This window comes from Novosphingobium sp. CECT 9465 (assembly GCF_920987055.1).
Lineage (GTDB): Bacteria > Pseudomonadota > Alphaproteobacteria > Sphingomonadales > Sphingomonadaceae > Novosphingobium.
Map to the genome: position 1 here is coordinate 3640188 of NZ_CAKLBX010000001.1, position 19490 is coordinate 3659677.

Below are 19490 nucleotides of genomic sequence, written 5' to 3' on the forward strand. Positions count from 1 at the left end.
CATCATCAGCATTCCGCCTGTTAAGCCGTGTAGGCGAAGGCGACATTTCAGCCCTCGGATGCGGATTAACCGGTTCGTGTTCCTCAACCTTCCAGCGCTACAGCCTCGGGGACCATCTCGGCGTAACGGCTTCGCCTCAATCCCCTTTACCTGCGGGCTACGTCACCCTGCCAGTTGACGGCAGGTCACCGCCGCTTGGGCTCATGCCCCCTCACAGCAGAGGGCAAGGCATTCGTTCAGTTCCTCCTTTCTCCTTTGCATTCCAGTCATATGCACCCCGGACCATCCGGGACGAGGCGCACAGTAGGTAAAATCAGTCTGCCACATCTCGTTTACCCGCGTGGTCTTGGTGTGGAACTGATCGGCGGCCTTGATCACGACATAGGCCGGGCTGGTGATCAGATCGTGGGCCTTCAACAGACGGTAAACCGTGGCTTCCGACACGAAGTAGCGCCTCTCATCGGTAAAACGCACCGCCAGTTCCCGGGGGCTTAGCTCGGACTGCCCCAGCGCCAGCTCGATGATCTGATCATGGATGTCAGGCGGGATCCGGTTCCACACCCGGCTCGGTGTCGATGGCCGATCCTCCAGCGCCTCCGGGCCGCCTTCGAGGAACCGGTCGTACCAGCGGTAGAAGGTCCGACGGGCAATGCCGAGCTCGTCCAACGTGTGCTTGGCTGGTAGGTGCGATTGCTCGACGATCCGGATGATCTCGAGCTTCTCCGATGCTGGATACCTCATTCGTCGTCGCCCCCATCCGCGATCATACTTTTTTTGAGCAGACGGTTTTCGAGCGTCAGGTCGGCAACGCATTCCTTCAGGGCACGGGCTTCGCGGCGCAGGTCCTGCACCTCGCCGGTGGTTGCGGCACGGGCAGTGTCGCCAGCCAGGCGACGCTTGCCCGCTTCCATGAACTCCTTCGACCAGGTGTAATACAGGCTTTGGGCGATGCCTTCCTTGCGGCACAGCTCGGCAATGCTGTCCTCGCCGCGCAGGCCATCCAGCACGATCCTGATCTTGTCTTCGGCCGAGAAGTGCCGACGGGTCTGCCGCCGGATGTCCTTCACCACCCGCTCGGCAGGGGCCTTCATCGGCGATTTTTTTAAGGAGTGTTGGGGCTTCATCTTCGTTCCTTCGTCACTACGACGAAGCCCCAACACTCCTTAAATCACAACCTCAAATCTGTGCCATTGGTGCTGACGGGGAACAGTTTCGATTACCCTGAGCTTCATCTTGGCTTCGACTGCGCCTGGAACCCCTACAATTACCGCAATGCCATCCAGAAGATCGGACGCCTGATCAGAAAGGCGGAGCAGAAGCCGGGCAGCACATACTATTATGCTGTCGACGCGCTGAGCGTCGCGGTCTCCCGCTCGCGGCAATACTACCGGTCATTTTTAGACCCCATGCGGGAGGTTTACGCTGCGGAGGACGAGCTGACATTCTCACTCGATACCCTTGCGGACGTGGCCATGCTGAAGACCAACATCAGTCCCGACGGTCAGTTCAGCACCACCGTTCCTAAGCGCACGGCTATCAGGCTGGCGGGCATCAATATCCCTGTAGAGCGGGTGCCCCTGTTCGATGTGGAATTTGCAGCCGGCTCAATCCAGCATTCGCGCATCGAACTCTCGAGCTTCAGCAAAGGGAATTCGACGATTCAGGCTGAAGCGCTCGTTGAAGACATCATCCAGGGTCGCGCAAAACTGCGGCAATATGGCGACCTTAGCCAAGCCGAAGAGAGGCTGAAGAATCTTCTGTCCCCCAGCTTTCCTGGACACCGTCCTGATTTACGCGCCCGCCTGATCGCGTCTGGTCACTTGCAGCCTCGCGCTGCCCGTATTGAAGCAACAAGAGCAAAACTTGAGGGACTATTATGCGGGATCGAGAGCGGAGAAGTGCGCTGGAATAGCAGGCATCCGGACTGGAAGTGGTTGGAAAAGTATTCCAATCCGACCTGCAATTGCTTTCGGCCAGAAGTGCGTGAGCGGCTGATCAAGTGCGGCGCATTGAAGCCAGCTGGACCACGACTTGAGGCGAAGGTCCGGCTTAACTTAGTAATGGAGAAGGTTCTCGCCAGCCAGAAGTTGCCACCGCAAAAGTCGGCAGATCGCGCCTTTCTCAACCAGTATCTCTCACGTCGAAGCTCCAAATTCGATGCTTTGGTCCGCAAAAAGGTCGAACATCTTCTCGGGAAGCGGCCCAATTCTGTGATCCAAGGGCATCTGGACCGGCGTGATCGCAAGCGTCTAGAGGATTGCTCGTACGCTTGGCTTGCTGCAGGCTGGGCTCCGCCTGGCTGATGTGCTGATCGCGGTGTTCCACGAGACGGCTTCGGCGCGGCTTGGATGAAGTGAGCCCAGGCCGTGTTCAGCTGCGCTGGAACTGCCCGCCTGAAATTTCCACATAGCCGATCAGCTCTGCCGAATAGCTGAAATCGCCTGTCGCCAATCCCTTGTGTTTGAGCTCTCGCTGGAGCGTTGGCTCGACCACATTGCCGAAAAATTCCACTCTTTCCTCAGCCGTTAGGAAGGGTTTGGCCAGCGGCGCGTTCAGATACTGACCCGACTGCCTTTCGACAGCGGGCATCCGTGTGCCGTCTGGTTGCACTGCAATGGTTTGGATCGTGGTCCGCCGCTCACCATTGGCGACAGCAGATTCTACAATCCAGAAGGACAGGAGTGTCGGGCTCAGGTCGTCGCTGGAAACGGAAAGACCCAGTTGTTCTGGCTCCAGCCCCCTCCACCGGCCCAGCTCTTCCTGAACCAACGGGTGGTCTAAGCCGAGCAATTCGATACCTTCTTGGCTCGTGGCGACATCGCGATCGAGCGTGAAACGCGCCTTGCGTGACCCATCAGCGGACGTCAGATCGTAGGTTTGATCATCCACCTTTGCGAGCCGCTGGTGTCGGTCGGGAAGAGAGGATGACATGAACTGGACGATCCGCCCCATGCCGGTCGAGACGTCGGAAAATGGCTGATACTCATCCAGGCTGAATCCATCGAGGTCCTGAAAAAGGTCAAACACAACTTCCCGAGCCTCTCGGGCATTGGATAGCGCGGCCTCGAGCTCGACGGTGGTTCGCTGCAGGGTGGGGTCGGAGAGCGCCTCTTGATAGACGCGGTCGTAGTTCAACCGTTCGGATAGCTGTCCCAAAATCTGGGCCCGGAGATCCTCAGCGGCATTCCCATGATCGTCGACCTTGCCCAGTGTCCGGGCGATCTCGGTGAGCTTGTCGTCCAGGAGCAGGAATATCCGCCCCTCGATCGTGTCGGAAAGAACGAGATTATAGACTTGGGCAGTGTTCCCCGTCAGCACCAATGGCACAGATTTGAGGTTGTGATTTAAGGAGTGTTGGGGCTTCGTCGTAGTGACGAAGGAACGAAGATGAAGCCCCAACACTCCTTAAAAAAATCGCCGATAAAGGCCCCTGCCGAGCGGGTGGTGAAGGACATCCGGCGGCAGACCCGTCGGCACTTCTCGGCCGAAGACAAGATCAGGATCGTGCTGGATGGCCTGCGCGGCGAGGACAGCATTGCCGAGCTGTGCCGCAAGGAAGGCATCGCCCAAAGCCTGTATTACACCTGGTCGAAGGAGTTCATGGAAGCGGGCAAGCGTCGCCTGGCTGGCGACACTGCCCGTGCCGCAACCACCGGCGAGGTGCAGGACCTGCGCCGCGAAGCCCGTGCCCTGAAGGAATGCGTTGCCGACCTGACGCTCGAAAACCGTCTGCTCAAAAAAAGTATGATCGCGGATGGGGGCGACGACGAATGAGGTATCCAGCATCGGAGAAGCTCGAGATCATCCGGATCGTCGAGCAATCGCACCTACCAGCCAAGCACACGTTGGACGAGCTCGGCATTGCCCGTCGGACCTTCTACCGCTGGTACGACCGGTTCCTCGAAGGCGGCCCGGAGGCGCTGGAGGATCGGCCATCGACACCGAGCCGGGTGTGGAACCGGATCCCGCCTGACATCCATGATCAGATCATCGAGCTGGCGCTGGGGCAGTCCGAGCTAAGCCCCCGGGAACTGGCGGTGCGTTTTACCGATGAGAGGCGCTACTTCGTGTCGGAAGCCACGGTTTACCGTCTGTTGAAGGCCCACGATCTGATCACCAGCCCGGCCTATGTCGTGATCAAGGCCGCCGATCAGTTCCACACCAAGACCACGCGGGTAAACGAGATGTGGCAGACTGATTTTACCTACTGTGCGCCTCGTCCCGGATGGTCCGGGGTGCATATGACTGGAATGCAAAGGAGAAAGGAGGAACTGAACGAATGCCTTGCCCTCTGCTGTGAGGGGGCATGAGCCCAAGCGGCGGTGACCTGCCGTCAACTGGCAGGGTGACGTAGCCCGCAGGTAAAGGGGATTGAGGCGAAGCCGTTACGCCGAGATGGTCCCCGAGGCTGTAGCGCTGGAAGGTTGAGGAACACGAACCGGTTAATCCGCATCCGAGGGCTGAAATGTCGCCTTCGCCTACACGGCTTAACAGGCGGAATGCTGATGATGGCGCCGGAGACGTATGTCGGCGACATCCGAATGTGGCCGGAAATGTAGCCCGTCCGCATGGAGCCATGGAGAGAATGCAGCCAGGCCATGGCATCGGCATCGACTTGCGGGACGCAAGGACAAGGACTGCGACCGGCAGCCTCCCCAGCGCGCGAAAGTCCAGCATATGAACGAGGGAAGGCATGATGGAATGCCAAGGGAGTTGGCCCCGATGTCCACCGTGCTGGCGGAGTCCCCGTAGTAGTCCGCGACAGGGAAAGCCTGTCACATGGCGAAGGGGGACAGTTCAATCAGCTTGAAGTGCAAACTACCTGACCAAACGAGGTGAAGACCTTTGATAATCAGCGAAATGCAGCACAAGCTCGCGACGTGGGCCGAGAGCGACCAGAACCGCAAGTTCGATCGCCTTCTCCGGCTCATTGCCGATCGGGCGTGGCTTGCCGAGGCGGCTCGGATCGTGCTGGCGTCGAGTGGCGCCAATACGCCGGGCATCGACGGAATGGACAAGCGACGGATGCAGGCCGTACTGGCAGAACAGCTGGCCAGTCTGCGAACGGACTTGCTGACGGGGAGTTATCACCCGCAGCCGGTCAGGCGAATCTATATCCCGAAAGCCAATGGCAAGAAACGACCACTTGGTATCCCGACCCTGAAAGACCGCATCGTCCAGCGCGCGATGCTGATGGCCATGGAGCCGATCTGGGAAAGCGACTTCCATCGCCTCTCCTACGGCTTCAGGCCGGAACGCAGCGTGCATCACGCTGTCCGGACCGTGAAGATACAGTTGCAGGATAGTGGTGCCGGAGCGCGGGGCCGCTGGATCATCGAAGGTGATCTGGCGAGCTACTTCGATACGGTCCACCACCGGCTTCTGCTTCGCTGCGTTCGGCGGCGAATCCGGGATGATCGGTTTGTTGATCTGCTCTGGCGATTCCTGAAGGCGGGCCACGTCGACCGTGGCCTGTTCGTCGCCTCAAGCGAAGGTGTACCGCAAGGCGGCGTGCTGTCGCCGCTCCTGTCCAACATCATGCTCCATGAGTTTGATGCGTGGCTGGAGGCGAAATACCTGAGCGACAAGGCGCGAAAGGATCGCTGGGCATGGAACTTCGGCATCCAGCAGGGGCGCCCCATCACGGTTCGCGAGAACCGGCAATGGAAACCTGCTGTCGCCTACTGCCGTTACGCCGATGACTTCGTTGTCATCGTCAAGGGCACCAAGGCACATGCCGAGGCCATCCGCGAGGAATGCCGGGCCTTTCTGGAAGACGACCTGAAGCTGACGTTGAATATGGACAAGAGCCATATCACCCACGTCGACGACGGGTTCGTGTTCCTCGGGCACCGGATTATCCGCAGGCGGGGATCGAGCGGACGCATGTCCGTGGTCTCAACGATACCCAAGGAGAAGGCCAAGACCTTCGCTCGCCGATTGGTCGAGGCTCTCTCCGGCAATCATGAGGTTGCCGCGGTGGACATGATCGACGGTCTGAACCGCCAGCTGGCGGGATGGGCTGCGTTCTACAGGTTCACCGACTTCACGGCGCGCACATTCCGGCGCATCGACACCGTCGTGTTCTGGAAAATGGCGCACTGGTTGGCGCAGAAGTACCGGTCCCGTATCAAGCCTTTGATGCGTAAATGGTACCGCATGCCGGAAACCGGCCAATCGAAGACGTGGCTGGTCTACGGTCGAAGCAATCAGGGCAATGCCGTCGGCAAGGCGCTGCGACGACTGGTCACAAGCCAGAAGATGCAGTTCCGGTGGCGGAATCCGGAGCGAAATCCCTACATCTATCGGGACGAGCTCCGAAACACCGTCACCTCCCGCTATCGTGATGTCGCCATGGCCTTGGACCAAGGTTGAATAGAGAGCCGTATGCGCTGAAAGGTGCACGTACGGTTCGGGGAGGGGAAGCGCTTATGCGCTTCCTACTCCACTCAAGATCATCGGGTGGGGCTGGATGTACCTGTCGACCGTGCTCGACGACTTCTCGCGCTACATTATCGCCTGGAAACTGTGCACCAACATGCGCGCCGAGGATGTGACCGACACGCTCGACCTGGCCCTTGGCGCATCGGGCTGCGACAGCGCCACGGTGCTGCACAAGCCCAGGCTGTTGTCGGATAATGGCCCCAGCTACATCGCCGGCGAATTGGCTGAATACATTGAGGCCCGGAAGATGAGCCACGTGCGCGGTGCCCCGATGCACCCGCAAACCCAGGGCAAGATCGAGCGCTGGCACCAAACCCTGAAAAACCGCATCCTGCTGGAAAACTACTTTTTGCCCGGCGACCTCGAAGCCCAAATCGAGGCCTTCGTCGAGTACTACAACCACCAGCGTTACCACGAGAGCCTGAACAACGTGACGCCCGCCGATGCCTACTTCGGCAGGGCTCCAGCCATCATCAAACAGCGCGAAAGGATCAAGCGACAGACCATCGAACATCGGCGCTTGCAACACCGCAAGCTCGCCGCCTAACATCAACCCCCAGACGAGGTCCGCACTCCGCTAATTTACGCCGCGAGTTGTGCCGAATGTTCTGACGACGGACATTGGGCAGTATGTGCCTGGCCGTAGCGATGGTACCGGTCTGCAAAGGGGCGCCGTCCTCACTAGCCGCTCTTATTCACGGAGGGTGGCTTGAGGGGTTGGCGGGAGTGGCATAAGCCTCTGATCTGAATTAGGAACTGGGTGTCTAGTCCGAACCTGCCGCAGGGCAGAAAATGCCACAGGCCACACCCGCCATGAACGACGATATCGCAACCTCATTCCGATTCCCAGCGGTTGGCGGGAAGAAGACCACAGCTGCGTTTGACGGTGGCCGCCTGACCTCGGACGGCGGCGTTCTGCTGCTGGCGCAGGCCGAGCGTGCGATGGGGATTTGCCGGAGGCTTGCGGCGTGCATTGCCGATCCGCGTGACCCTGTGCGGGTGATCCATCGCCTCGATGACATCTTTCGTGCCCGCGTGTTCGCGATTGCCTGCGGCTATGAGGATGCCGATGATCTCGACGCCCTGCGCGACGATCCGGGGTTCCGCCTGGCGCTGGGCAAGTTGCCGGGATCGGGCGCGGGGTTGGCCAGCCAACCGACGATGAGCCGCTGGGAGAATGCGCCGAGCACGCGTGAGCTGGCCCGGATGATGGCCGAGATGATCGGGGTTTACTGTGCCAGCTATCCGGCCCCGCCAGCGGCGGTGACGCTGGACATTGATGATACCTGCGATGTCGTCCACGGCTATCAGCAGCTCTCGTTCTGGAATGGCCATCACGGTGAGCGCTGCTTTCTGCCGATCCACGTCTACGACACCGCGACCGGCCGTCCGGTGGCGATGCTGCTGCGCACCGGCAAGACGCCATCGGGCGCCGAAGCTGCCGGCCACATCCGGCGCCTGGTGCGTCATATCCGCCGGCACTGGCCCGATACCCACATCACCATCCGGGGCGACGGGCATTACGGCCGCCCCGAAGTCATGGCCTTCTGCGAAGCGCACCGCGTCGATTACGTGTTCGGCTTGCCGACCAATGCCGCCCTGCGTGCCGATCCGGCTATCGTTGCCCTCGCCGATGCCTGCGCGGTCAAGCGGGCCAAGGCCCAGGATCCGGTGCTGCGGAGCTATGCCGAGACCCGCTACGGTGCCAAAAGCTGGAACTGCCAGCGCCGCGTCGTCGCTCGGATCGAGGCCAGCACGCTGGGCATGGATATCCGCTATGTCGTCACCTCGCTGGCTGAGGGTTCGGCTGAGCACATCTACGATACGCTCTACTGCGCACGCGGCCAGGCCGAGAATCTGATCAAGCGCCACAAATCCCAGCTCGCCAGCGATCGCACCTCGTGCCGTTCGGCCAATGCCAATCAGATGCGCATCATCCTGCACACCGCTGCCTACTGGCTGATGTGGCGCATCCAGCAGGCTGTCCCCAAGACCACCGCGCTGGCCGCTGCCGAGTTCGCGACGCTACGCCTGCGCTTGCTCAAGGTCGCCGCCCGCGTCATCGAAACCGCATCGCGCATCCGTATCGCCTTCGCGTCAGCCTGCCCGGATGCCGGCGTGTTCAAAGCCATCACCACCAGTCTCCGGCCAGCACCGACATAGCCAGTGCGGCAGTGCCGCACAAAGCCCGAGCCCTCGTCCTTCAATCTCGAAAAGCCCATCGCTCCTGGCACGGTGAAAAACGCCGCCGCCGGCGCTCGCCCACATCACGCGGCAACCGACCCACCAAACCCAAAACACCAATGTGCAGCGGGCTCATGAATAAGACAGGCTAGGAGGCGAATCGCCCCGCTGAGGGCCATGTTGCCGGCTGATCCGCAAGGGAGAGCCCAACTGACCGGTGACTGCGCCCGATCAATCGGATATAGGGCAGTCAAATTCAAAAGATCGTTTGGAGGGTGCATTGGCTAAACAAACGACGAAACGGCAGCTTTTGGGTAGAGAACGTTACGATCCCGCGTCCAAAATTTTGAGAGTCATGGCCGCCGCCCGAGAGGAATTTGCCCTGTCTGGGTTTGAGGGTGCAAAAGTTGAGCATATAGCCCGACGCGCGGGGGTAACTAAGCAACTTGTCTATTTCTATTTCGCCAGCAAGGATGAATTATACAGCGAGGTACTTCGAGACATTGCTAAAGGAACATATGAGAAACTCCTAGCAATAGACTATGATTCCTTGCAGCCTGTGGATGCTGTTCGCCAGTATATCGGTGCTCTTTATGATAGATATTCCACCGATCAGGCAACCGCGATCGTGACAATAGATCAGAGCCTTCATGACGGCGCGCAAATCGGTCGTGCACCAGAAGTCGCTGTGCTGTGCAATACATTGTCTCAAAAAATTGATAGCGTGCTAAATCGTGGGAAAGATGCCGGATTGTTCGGCCCGCATGTCGACACTGCGGCACTTGAGTTTATGATCCTTATAATTGTCTCGGGCAGCGTCTCATCCCGCCGAATGTTGACGCGCTACAATGAGCATTTTGGACTAGAGGAGCGCGGCACTGCATTCTGGCGGGAATATGCGATTGACTTTATTCTGCGGTCGATAAGTCGCTGAGCCGCGTGGGTGATACCAACCTGCATTGATCATGACCCACGCGCCCATTTGCGGCGACCGATGGTCATGATGTGCCAAGGCAGATCGACGAGCTTGTTCCAAGCCTCGCAGCAGTGGTCGATGACGTTGTCGTAGGAAGACGCGGTTGGAGAGCCAGTTGTCGCGCATGAACTGCCAGATGTTCTCGACCGAGTTCAATTCAGGACATTTTGCCGGCAGAGCAATGATGCTGATGTTATCGGGCACGACGAGCTGTCCGGTCATGTGCCACCCAGCCTGGTCCATCAGCACGACCACGTGAGCGCCAGGGGCGACGGGGGGCGATATCTCTGTCAGGTGCAGTGTCATGGTTTCGGTATTGTAGAAGGGCAGCACCAGCCCTGCGCCCTAGATGTTCCACGGTTCGTCCTCCTCGTGTGAGGATAGGCTCGGCCCACCCGAGCAACCCTCGGAGCACCAGTGTAGGGCGAACCAACCTCTTTCACGAAACATGAGCGCTGTTCTCAGCCCACGTAGATCCAGGGCATGAGTTCATGAACGCGATTGGCCGGGTAGCCGTTGGCGAGCGCGGTCATTGTCTTGGTCAGCCATTCGTGGGGATTGATGTCGCTCAGCTTGCAGTTTTCGATGAGGGTGGCGATGACCGCCCAGTTGCCGCCTTCGTCAGAGCCGGCGAAGAGCGCATTTTTTCGATTATGCATACATTTCCATAACCGCAATTATGCGAAGCGCCGGATTATGTGCAGGTACAGATTGCCTGCGATGTTGACCGCGCGGTTTTCTGTCGCCTGCGATGCAGCATGACCGATACCATCTGCACATAATACCGTCCCTCTCCGCCCAACCATCTGGAGAGGAGCGTTTTCATGAGGTCCGATCTTTTACAGCCTGAGCCGCGCCGGTGGCTATCCAGCAGCGTCATCGCATCGGTCGAAGAGGAGTATGTCGCTCATCTTCGGGCAGGCAGGTATCATCCCAACACCGTGCGCGTGTATTTGGCCTGCGTCGCTCACTTCGCGAAGTGGGCCTCCGAGGCAGATGTGGGCCTTATTTTGATCGATGAGGCTGCGCAGCAGCAGTTTCTCGACGCCCATTTGCCGTTTTGCACATGCCGCCCGCCCGTGCGTAAACTGCGCCACGAGCTGCGCGCGGCTATTCGTCATCTCTTGCACGTGCTTCGCGCTCAGGGCCAGATTCCTCCTGCGGAACAGAAGGATCGCCTCAGCAGCGAGCTGGCGGCTTTCGATCGCCACATGCGGGATGTCGGCGGTCTGGCGGACACGACACGGCGGCAGCGGATTCAGATCGTTCGCCGATTGCTCCTCGAACGGTTTGGCAATAGCGAGATTGATCCTGAGAAGCTCGATCCTGCCCACGTTCGGCGTTTTATCCTGGGCGAAGGCCGAGGTTGGAGTGCCGGTGCAGTATGCGTCGCCGGTGGAGCGGTCGGCTGTTATTTGAAGTTTCGCAAGATGTTGGGCGACGACGTTGGCAAGCTTGTACGGGAGGTCCCTCGCGTGGCGCATTGGCGCTTGGCGGCGTTGCCCGACGTTTTATCACCGGCCCAGATTGATGCGGTACTCGCGTCATTTGATGATCGACTGCCGTCCCGGCGGCGCGCTTATGCGATGGTGAGATGCATCACCGACCTTGGACTCAGGTGCTCCGAAGTCGCCAAGCTGCGGATCGACGACGTTGACTGGCGGAACGGGATCATTCGCATAGCCAGAACCAAGACGCATTTCACCGATAGCCTTCCACTGCCTACCGCCACTGGTGACGCGATCGCAGATTATTTGCGCCATGAACGCCCCCAGACCAACAGCCGCGCGATCTTCGTTCGACACGTCGCGCCCTATGACGTCCCCATCAAGGCGGGCGTCGCCAAGCACGCAGTGATCGCCGCCTTCGCTCGATGCGGATGGCATCGAACCGATCCGCGCGTGCTTCGCCACAGTATCGCAAGCAGACTGCTCCGCGATGGTACGCCTATGAAGCACATTGCCGATATCTTGAGGCACCAGAGCCTCGACACGTCGAAGATTTACACCAAGATCGATCTCCACCGGCTGTCTGCCGTGGCGTTGCCCTGGCCTGGGAGGGTGTGATGACAACCAGGATGATGGCAACGCACGTCGAGGCCTTTCTTGCTGAACGGCGAGTCTTGGGGTTTCGCACCAATGGACCGAGCGCGAGCCAGTTACGCTCCTTCGCTCGATTCTTCGATGGCACTGACCGCAAGGGATCTCTGACAACAGAGCTCGTGGTCGAGTGGGCAAAGGAACACGCCCGAACCGATGGGCCGCGCGCGTGGGCTCGGCGGCTTGATGCCCTTCGGCCCTTCGCGACCTATCTGTTGCGAGAAGATCCAGCCACGGAGTTTCCGCAAACCCAGATATTCGGCAAATCCCAGCGCCGGGCCACCCCTCACATCTACACCGAGGAAGAGGTTCTGGCGCTGCTTGCTGCAGCACGTCATCTCGAACCAGTGGGCGGCCTGCGACCCGCCGCATACGAGGCTTTCTATGGTTTGATCGCCGCAACCGGCTTGCGCATTTCCGAGGCGATCAAATTGCGCTGCGCCGACGTAGACCTTGGAAGTCGATGTTTGACGGTTCGGATGACGAAGTTCAGCAAGTCGAGGCATGTGCCGTTCCACTCAACCACCGCCAGTGCTCTTGCCGACTATCTGGCCGTGCGGGACCGATTCCTGCCGCGCGCTGCGGAGCAGTCGTTTTTCGTCTCGACGCCAGAACGATCACTAAAATCGCGTGCCGCGCATTGGACCTTCCAGAGGTTGCGCAGCAAAGCAGGGATCGTTGCTCGCGGTGCCTACCCCGAAGTCCGCATCCATGATTTCCGCCATACATTCATCTGTCGACGCATCCAGAGGTGGCGAGCTGACGGTGCCGATATCGATAATGCAATCGCCGCGCTCTCCACCTACGTCGGCCATGCGAAGATATCGGACACCTATTGGTATCTGACCGGCATCCCGGATTTGATGGCTGCTGCTGGCAATCGGTTCGAAGATTTCGCATTCGGGGAGAAAGGCAATGGCTGAACACGCCGCCCCCACTTTGTCGACGCTGGTGCAGCGCTTCTTCATGGATCATCTCATAGAGCAACGTGCCGTCAGCCCTCAGACCATCGCTGCCTATCGGGATACCCTGCGCCTACTCCTCAACTACGCTGCCACGGCGTTGAAGCGAACGCCCAGCGCCATCACATTGTCCGATCTCGACGCGCCAATGCTGCTCGCTTTCCTTGATCATCTGGAGAAGGAGCGCGGCAATAGTGTGCGAAGCCGCAACGCACGCCTGGCCGCAATTAGGACGTTCCTGAAGTTCGCGTCGCACCACGACCTTGCCTCGCTGGCCACGATTGAGCGAGCGCTGGCAATTCCGTTCAAGCGGTTCGATCGGCCGATGGTCGGTTTTCTGTCTCGTGCCGAGATTGGTGCCATCATCGAAGCCCCGGATCGGGCCAGTTGGGCTGGACAACGCGATCGGGCATTCTTCAGCATGATGTACAATACCGGTGCCCGCGTTTCCGAGATGATCGGCATCCGGTGTCGGGACGTCGTGCTTGAAGGCCAACCTGCTGTCCACTTGCGCGGCAAGGGACGTAAAGAACGAAGCGTGCCGCTCTGGCGACCCACCGCCGCACTCATCAAGTCGTGGCGTCGCCGGATCGGCGATCCTACTGGAGAGAGCATTCTTTTCCCAAATCGCAGCGGTGGCCGGATGTCCCGCTCCTGTTCCCCGTCAGCACCAATGGCACAGATTTGAGGTTGTGATTTAAGGAGTGTTGGGGCTTCGTCGTAGTGACGAAGGAACGAAGATGAAGCCCCAACACTCCTTAAAAAAATCGCCGATGAAGGCCCCTGCCGAGCGGGTGGTGAAGGACATCCGGCGGCAGACCCGTCGGCACTTCTCGGCCGAAGACAAGATCAGGATCGTGCTGGATGGCCTGCGCGGCGAGGACAGCATTGCCGAGCTGTGCCGCAAGGAAGGCATCGCCCAAAGCCTGTATTACACCTGGTCGAAGGAGTTCATGGAAGCGGGCAAGCGTCGCCTGGCTGGCGACACTGCCCGTGCCGCAACCACCGGCGAGGTGCAGGACCTGCGCCGCGAAGCCCGTGCCCTGAAGGAATGCGTTGCCGACCTGACGCTCGAAAACCGTCTGCTCAAAAAAAGTATGATCGCGGATGGGGGCGACGACGAATGAGGTATCCAGCATCGGAGAAGCTCGAGATCATCCGGATCGTCGAGCAATCGCACCTACCAGCCAAGCACACGTTGGACGAGCTCGGCATTGCCCGTCGGACCTTCTACCGCTGGTACGACCGGTTCCTCGAAGGCGGCCCGGAGGCGCTGGAGGATCGGCCATCGACACCGAGCCGGGTGTGGAACCGGATCCCGCCTGACATCCATGATCAGATCATCGAGCTGGCGCTGGGGCAGTCCGAGCTAAGCCCCCGGGAACTGGCGGTGCGTTTTACCGATGAGAGGCGCTACTTCGTGTCGGAAGCCACGGTTTACCGTCTGTTGAAGGCCCACGATCTGATCACCAGCCCGGCCTATGTCGTGATCAAGGCCGCCGATCAGTTCCACACCAAGACCACGCGGGTAAACGAGATGTGGCAGACTGATTTTACCTACTGTGCGCCTCGTCCCGGATGGTCCGGGGTGCATATGACTGGAATGCAAAGGAGAAAGGAGGAACTGAACGAATGCCTTGCCCTCTGCTGTGAGGGGGCATGAGCCCAAGCGGCGGTGACCTGCCGTCAACTGGCAGGGTGACGTAGCCCGCAGGTAAAGGGGATTGAGGCGAAGCCGTTACGCCGAGATGGTCCCCGAGGCTGTAGCGCTGGAAGGTTGAGGAACACGAACCGGTTAATCCGCATCCGAGGGCTGAAATGTCGCCTTCGCCTACACGGCTTAACAGGCGGAATGCTGATGATGGCGCCGGAGACGTATGTCGGCGACATCCGAATGTGGCCGGAAATGTAGCCCGTCCGCATGGAGCCATGGAGAGAATGCAGCCAGGCCATGGCATCGGCATCGACTTGCGGGACGCAAGGACAAGGACTGCGACCGGCAGCCTCCCCAGCGCGCGAAAGTCCAGCATATGAACGAGGGAAGGCATGATGGAATGCCAAGGGAGTTGGCCCCGATGTCCACCGTGCTGGCGGAGTCCCCGTAGTAGTCCGCGACAGGGAAAGCCTGTCACATGGCGAAGGGGGACAGTTCAATCAGCTTGAAGTGCAAACTACCTGACCAAACGAGGTGAAGACCTTTGATAATCAGCGAAATGCAGCACAAGCTCGCGACGTGGGCCGAGAGCGACCAGAACCGCAAGTTCGATCGCCTTCTCCGGCTCATTGCCGATCGGGCGTGGCTTGCCGAGGCGGCTCGGATCGTGCTGGCGTCGAGTGGCGCCAATACGCCGGGCATCGACGGAATGGACAAGCGACGGATGCAGGCCGTACTGGCAGAACAGCTGGCCAGTCTGCGAACGGACTTGCTGACGGGGAGTTATCACCCGCAGCCGGTCAGGCGAATCTATATCCCGAAAGCCAATGGCAAGAAACGACCACTTGGTATCCCGACCCTGAAAGACCGCATCGTCCAGCGCGCGATGCTGATGGCCATGGAGCCGATCTGGGAAAGCGACTTCCATCGCCTCTCCTACGGCTTCAGGCCGGAACGCAGCGTGCATCACGCTGTCCGGACCGTGAAGATACAGTTGCAGGATAGTGGTGCCGGAGCGCGGGGCCGCTGGATCATCGAAGGTGATCTGGCGAGCTACTTCGATACGGTCCACCACCGGCTTCTGCTTCGCTGCGTTCGGCGGCGAATCCGGGATGATCGGTTTGTTGATCTGCTCTGGCGATTCCTGAAGGCGGGCCACGTCGACCGTGGCCTGTTCGTCGCCTCAAGCGAAGGTGTACCGCAAGGCGGCGTGCTGTCGCCGCTCCTGTCCAACATCATGCTCCATGAGTTTGATGCGTGGCTGGAGGCGAAATACCTGAGCGACAAGGCGCGAAAGGATCGCTGGGCATGGAACTTCGGCATCCAGCAGGGGCGCCCCATCACGGTTCGCGAGAACCGGCAATGGAAACCTGCTGTCGCCTACTGCCGTTACGCCGATGACTTCGTTGTCATCGTCAAGGGCACCAAGGCACATGCCGAGGCCATCCGCGAGGAATGCCGGGCCTTTCTGGAAGACGACCTGAAGCTGACGTTGAATATGGACAAGAGCCATATCACCCACGTCGACGACGGGTTCGTGTTCCTCGGGCACCGGATTATCCGCAGGCGGGGATCGAGCGGACGCATGTCCGTGGTCTCAACGATACCCAAGGAGAAGGCCAAGACCTTCGCTCGCCGATTGGTCGAGGCTCTCTCCGGCAATCATGAGGTTGCCGCGGTGGACATGATCGACGGTCTGAACCGCCAGCTGGCGGGATGGGCTGCGTTCTACAGGTTCACCGACTTCACGGCGCGCACATTCCGGCGCATCGACACCGTCGTGTTCTGGAAAATGGCGCACTGGTTGGCGCAGAAGTACCGGTCCCGTATCAAGCCTTTGATGCGTAAATGGTACCGCATGCCGGAAACCGGCCAATCGAAGACGTGGCTGGTCTACGGTCGAAGCAATCAGGGCAATGCCGTCGGCAAGGCGCTGCGACGACTGGTCACAAGCCAGAAGATGCAGTTCCGGTGGCGGAATCCGGAGCGAAATCCCTACATCTATCGGGACGAGCTCCGAAACACCGTCACCTCCCGCTATCGTGATGTCGCCATGGCCTTGGACCAAGGTTGAATAGAGAGCCGTATGCGCTGAAAGGTGCACGTACGGTTCGGGGAGGGGAAGCGCTTATGCGCTTCCTACTCCACTCAAGATCATCGGGTGGGGCTGGATGTACCTGTCGACCGTGCTCGACGACTTCTCGCGCTACATTATCGCCTGGAAACTGTGCACCAACATGCGCGCCGAGGATGTGACCGACACGCTCGACCTGGCCCTTGGCGCATCGGGCTGCGACAGCGCCACGGTGCTGCACAAGCCCAGGCTGTTGTCGGATAATGGCCCCAGCTACATCGCCGGCGAATTGGCTGAATACATTGAGGCCCGGAAGATGAGCCACGTGCGCGGTGCCCCGATGCACCCGCAAACCCAGGGCAAGATCGAGCGCTGGCACCAAACCCTGAAAAACCGCATCCTGCTGGAAAACTACTTTTTGCCCGGCGACCTCGAAGCCCAAATCGAGGCCTTCGTCGAGTACTACAACCACCAGCGTTACCACGAGAGCCTGAACAACGTGACGCCCGCCGATGCCTACTTCGGCAGGGCTCCAGCCATCATCAAACAGCGCGAAAGGATCAAGCGACAGACCATCGAACATCGGCGCTTGCAACACCGCAAGCTCGCCGCCTAACATCAACCCCCAGACGAGGTCCGCACTCCGCTAATTTACGCCGCGAGTTGTGCCGAATGTTCTGACGACGGACAGTCCCGCTCCAACGTCACCCAGCGCTTGGATCTCGCGGTAGCCGCCGCAGGCCTCAAGAATCCAGGCATCCTTGAACGTCCGGTTAAGAGACCTGTGCGCGGGTGGGTGTAGACAAGGGCATTTATTCCTGATTCAATTGGTTTTCCGAAGAGGAGAGTTGGGCGTGGCACATCGTTCGATTGGTCAGGAGCGATTTGGATTTGCCGGACGCGCAGGGGCGTCATCAACGCTGGACGAGCTTGGCAAGCTGATCGACTGGATGTCAGTCGCTGCGGTTTTGGATCCGCTCTATTGCGCAGCCAAAGGCGAACCCGCCTGGCCGCCACTTGCCATGTTCAAAGCTCTGCTACTGTCGATCTGGTACGACCTGTCAGACGTGAAATTGGCTGAGGCGCTCGATGATCGCGCGTCGTTTCGCCGCTTCTGCGGGTTTTCGGCAAATGAGGCGACACCCGAGCGCACCGCGTTCGTCAGATATCGCAGGCTGCTGGTCGTGCATAAGCTGGATCGATCGCTGTTTGATATCGTTACCGCTCAGCTCAAATCGAAAGCAGTGACGGTCAAGACCGGAACACTGGTCGATGCCACGATTATCGCGTCCGCCAGCGAAGACGATGAAGAGGCCCGTTGGGTAAAACATAAGGGTAAGCGGGCTGTTCATGGCTTCAAGGCCCATGTTGGAGCGGACGCCGATACAGCGCTGGTTGAGGAAGTATCGATCACCTCTGCCAATATCAACGATGGCAAGGCCGGTCCCGATGCGCTGCCCGACAACCCCGGCGAGGTGTTTGCTGACAGTGCCTATCGCGGCAATCATTTCCGTGACGCAGTCTTTGCAAAGGGTGGCGTACCGCGGATCGTCGCTACGGGCGCATGGGGCCGCGACGAACAGGAAACACTGCGAAAGCTCCATGAATGGAACCAACCCATCCATCGCATTCGCGGACGGATCGAGAAGATCTTCGGGACGTGGAAGCGATCCTATGGCCTGCGCCGAATGCGATGGCGAGGTCTCGCCAAAGCCGCCATCCAGGTCCACCTCACCGCCATCGACTACAATCTCAAGCGCACGATGAACATTCTCGCGGCCCAGGCATAAAGGAAACTACAGCCTGTGCCTGAGTGATCGGGAAGCAGCGCAACCCGCACTAAAGACCAAAAACAGATGGCTTTTCAGTCTTCTACACCCACCCGCGCACAGGTCTCGTAAATTAGGTCAGCCAGGGTTGGGGCGAGCCCCAACCCTGGCTGAAGTGTTATGCAAGCCACGGAACTCGCCCTTCAAATGGAAAGCAGTGCTAAATAGAAATGACACCCCTCCGCTAGATAGAGATGACACTCTTGGGTCTTGGCGGCGAACGCGGTGTTCATGGTCTTCCCACGGGAGGATCAGACTATGCCCGTAGAAAGCGGGATGTTGGTGCAGCCGTTCAGAGCGGCGACCGGATGTGAGGTTGTACAGGGTCCGGATACCGGGGCTCAGACCTTGGATGCCGACGAGAAGGATGGATTAACGTGATGAACTCCTTGACCCCAAAACCCTCATGTGAGGAGTTGGTGGCTCTCGCAAACCCGGCACGATTCGATCGTTGCTGACCCTAATTACTCTGACGGTCTAGGCCGTAGACTCATAAACGCGCAGCCACAGGCGCATTGAGGCGAGTTGGACCATGGCCAGAAAGTTTTCGGCCAACTTGTCGTAGCGGGTAGCTACTCTGCGGAAGTGCTTCAATTTGGAGAAATAGCGTTCGATCAGGTTCCGCTCGCGGTACAGCCATGTGCTGAAGTACGGTTTCGACTTCCGGTTTGCCTTGGGCGGAATGTTGGCAAACGATCCCTTTTCGCGGAGAGACGCTCGGATACGATCGGCGTCATACGCCTTGTCTGCCAGCACGATTGTTCCGGCGCCAACGTGATTGAGTAGATCGTCAGCCGCTTGCCCGTCGTGGCTTTGCCCGGCAGTCAGGCTGAGCCGGATCGGGAGGCCTTGCCCATCGACGACCGCGTGGATTTTGGTGGTGAGCCCGCCTCGGGAGCGACCGAGACAATGATCTCGATCCCCCTTTTTGCCGTCGCAGCCTGTTGGTGCGCCCGGATGGAAGTGCTGTCGATCATCTGGATATCGCCATCATGGGCGGCGGTGATGGCGTCCATCATTCGATCCCACACACCGGCTTTTCGCCATCGCACGAAGCGATTGTAGCAGGTTGTGCGCGGGCCATAGCGTTCCGGCAAGTCTCGCCACGGCGCCCCTGACCGCAGCACCCAGAAGATGCCATTCAGCACACGCCGGTCATCGACACGTGGCACGCCTCTAGGCTTGTTGGGCAACATTGGTTCGATCACACGCCACTCGAAATCGGTCAGGTCATATCGGCTCATCCAGTCCCTGAATCAGCTTTCGCT

11 protein-coding genes and 7 pseudogenes are annotated in these 19490 nt (G+C 59.5%); 13 read left to right on the forward strand and 5 right to left on the reverse strand.

What is annotated here, in order from left to right:
- Window positions 1–303: 303 nt before the first annotated feature.
- A pseudogene (locus tag LUA85_RS17740) lies at window positions 304–1124 on the reverse strand (helix-turn-helix domain-containing protein); the annotation flags it as partial.
- A gap of 60 nt (window positions 1125–1184) precedes the next feature.
- Here LUA85_RS17740 and LUA85_RS17745 point away from each other — a divergent pair.
- A complete protein-coding gene (locus LUA85_RS17745; protein ID WP_231471632.1) occupies window positions 1185–2303 on the forward strand; it encodes a hypothetical protein in 1119 nt (372 codons plus the stop codon).
- Between the two features lie 67 nt (window positions 2304–2370).
- Here LUA85_RS17745 and LUA85_RS17750 read toward each other — a convergent pair whose 3' ends face one another.
- On the reverse strand, window positions 2371–3327 hold the full coding sequence (locus LUA85_RS17750) for a helicase (protein WP_231471633.1): 957 nt from the start codon (window positions 3325–3327) through the stop codon (window positions 2371–2373).
- 60 nt (window positions 3328–3387) lie between these two features.
- Between LUA85_RS17750 and LUA85_RS17755 the strand changes: the two are divergent.
- The 5 genes and pseudogenes from LUA85_RS17755 to LUA85_RS17775 all read left to right on the forward strand — a co-directional run.
- A pseudogene (locus tag LUA85_RS17755) lies at window positions 3388–4208 on the forward strand (helix-turn-helix domain-containing protein); the annotation flags it as partial.
- Window positions 4209–4845: 637 nt separating this feature from the next.
- Window positions 4846–6375, forward strand: coding sequence for a group II intron reverse transcriptase/maturase (gene ltrA / locus LUA85_RS17760; RefSeq protein WP_008828485.1), 1530 nt, complete (start codon window positions 4846–4848; stop codon window positions 6373–6375).
- 67 nt (window positions 6376–6442) lie between these two features.
- Window positions 6443–6991, forward strand: a pseudogene (locus tag LUA85_RS17765) (transposase); the annotation flags it as partial.
- 266 nt (window positions 6992–7257) lie between these two features.
- The gene (locus LUA85_RS17770; RefSeq protein WP_371823702.1) at window positions 7258–8607 is read left to right on the forward strand and encodes an IS1380 family transposase; all 1350 of its coding nucleotides are present in this window, start codon (window positions 7258–7260) and stop codon (window positions 8605–8607) included.
- A 238-nt stretch (window positions 8608–8845) separates the two neighbouring features.
- On the forward strand, window positions 8846–9562 hold the full coding sequence (locus tag LUA85_RS17775) for a TetR/AcrR family transcriptional regulator (protein ID WP_183956591.1): 717 nt from the start codon (window positions 8846–8848) through the stop codon (window positions 9560–9562).
- A gap of 29 nt (window positions 9563–9591) precedes the next feature.
- Here the strand turns inward: LUA85_RS17775 and LUA85_RS17780 are convergent.
- Together LUA85_RS17780 and LUA85_RS17785 are read right to left on the reverse strand one after the other, a co-directional pair.
- A pseudogene (locus LUA85_RS17780) lies at window positions 9592–9949 on the reverse strand (transposase); the annotation flags it as partial.
- 116 nt (window positions 9950–10065) lie between these two features.
- Window positions 10066–10257 (reverse strand): annotated as a pseudogene (locus LUA85_RS17785) (transposase domain-containing protein); the annotation flags it as partial.
- A gap of 171 nt (window positions 10258–10428) precedes the next feature.
- Here LUA85_RS17785 and LUA85_RS17790 point away from each other — a divergent pair.
- The 7 genes and pseudogenes from LUA85_RS17790 to LUA85_RS17820 all read left to right on the forward strand — a co-directional run bounded on the left by LUA85_RS17790 (window position 10429) and on the right by LUA85_RS17820 (window position 18183).
- Window positions 10429–11670 (forward strand): tyrosine-type recombinase/integrase, encoded by a 1242-nt coding sequence (locus LUA85_RS17790; protein ID WP_231471635.1) that lies wholly within the window; start codon window positions 10429–10431, stop codon window positions 11668–11670.
- On the forward strand, window positions 11670–12626 hold the full coding sequence (locus tag LUA85_RS17795; protein WP_183956594.1) for a tyrosine-type recombinase/integrase: 957 nt from the start codon (window positions 11670–11672) through the stop codon (window positions 12624–12626). The genes LUA85_RS17790 and LUA85_RS17795 overlap by 1 nt, the downstream gene beginning before the upstream one ends.
- The gene (locus LUA85_RS17800; RefSeq protein ID WP_231471636.1) at window positions 12619–13353 is read left to right on the forward strand and encodes a tyrosine-type recombinase/integrase; all 735 of its coding nucleotides are present in this window, start codon (window positions 12619–12621) and stop codon (window positions 13351–13353) included. Before LUA85_RS17795 ends, LUA85_RS17800 begins: the two co-directional genes overlap by 8 nt.
- Before the next feature lie 52 nt (window positions 13354–13405).
- Window positions 13406–14226, forward strand: a pseudogene (locus LUA85_RS17805) (helix-turn-helix domain-containing protein); the annotation flags it as partial.
- Between the two features lie 637 nt (window positions 14227–14863).
- Window positions 14864–16393, forward strand: coding sequence for a group II intron reverse transcriptase/maturase (ltrA, locus tag LUA85_RS17810; protein ID WP_008828485.1), 1530 nt, complete (start codon window positions 14864–14866; stop codon window positions 16391–16393).
- A gap of 67 nt (window positions 16394–16460) precedes the next feature.
- Window positions 16461–17009, forward strand: a pseudogene (locus LUA85_RS17815) (transposase); the annotation flags it as partial.
- Window positions 17010–17247: 238 nt separating this feature from the next.
- The gene (locus LUA85_RS17820; protein ID WP_230190284.1) at window positions 17248–18183 is read left to right on the forward strand and encodes an IS5 family transposase; all 936 of its coding nucleotides are present in this window, start codon (window positions 17248–17250) and stop codon (window positions 18181–18183) included.
- A gap of 516 nt (window positions 18184–18699) precedes the next feature.
- Here the strand turns inward: LUA85_RS17820 and LUA85_RS17825 are convergent.
- Window positions 18700–19466 (reverse strand): IS5 family transposase gene (locus tag LUA85_RS17825; protein ID WP_231466484.1). Its coding sequence is split into 2 segments (ribosomal slippage): window positions 18700–19154 and window positions 19154–19466, totalling 768 coding nucleotides; the frame shifts between segments, so codons are not numbered across the junction.
- Window positions 19467–19490: the final 24 nt, after the last annotated feature.

Coding starts and splice junctions, on each gene's coding strand:
- LUA85_RS17770 (WP_371823702.1), top strand. CDS start 7,258: ATGAACGACGATATCGCAACCTCATTCCGATTCCCAGCGGTTGGCGGG.
- LUA85_RS17790 (WP_231471635.1), top strand. CDS start 10,429: ATGAGGTCCGATCTTTTACAGCCTGAGCCGCGCCGGTGGCTATCCAGC.
- LUA85_RS17795 (WP_183956594.1), top strand. CDS start 11,670: ATGACAACCAGGATGATGGCAACGCACGTCGAGGCCTTTCTTGCTGAA.
- LUA85_RS17800 (WP_231471636.1), top strand. CDS start 12,619: ATGGCTGAACACGCCGCCCCCACTTTGTCGACGCTGGTGCAGCGCTTC.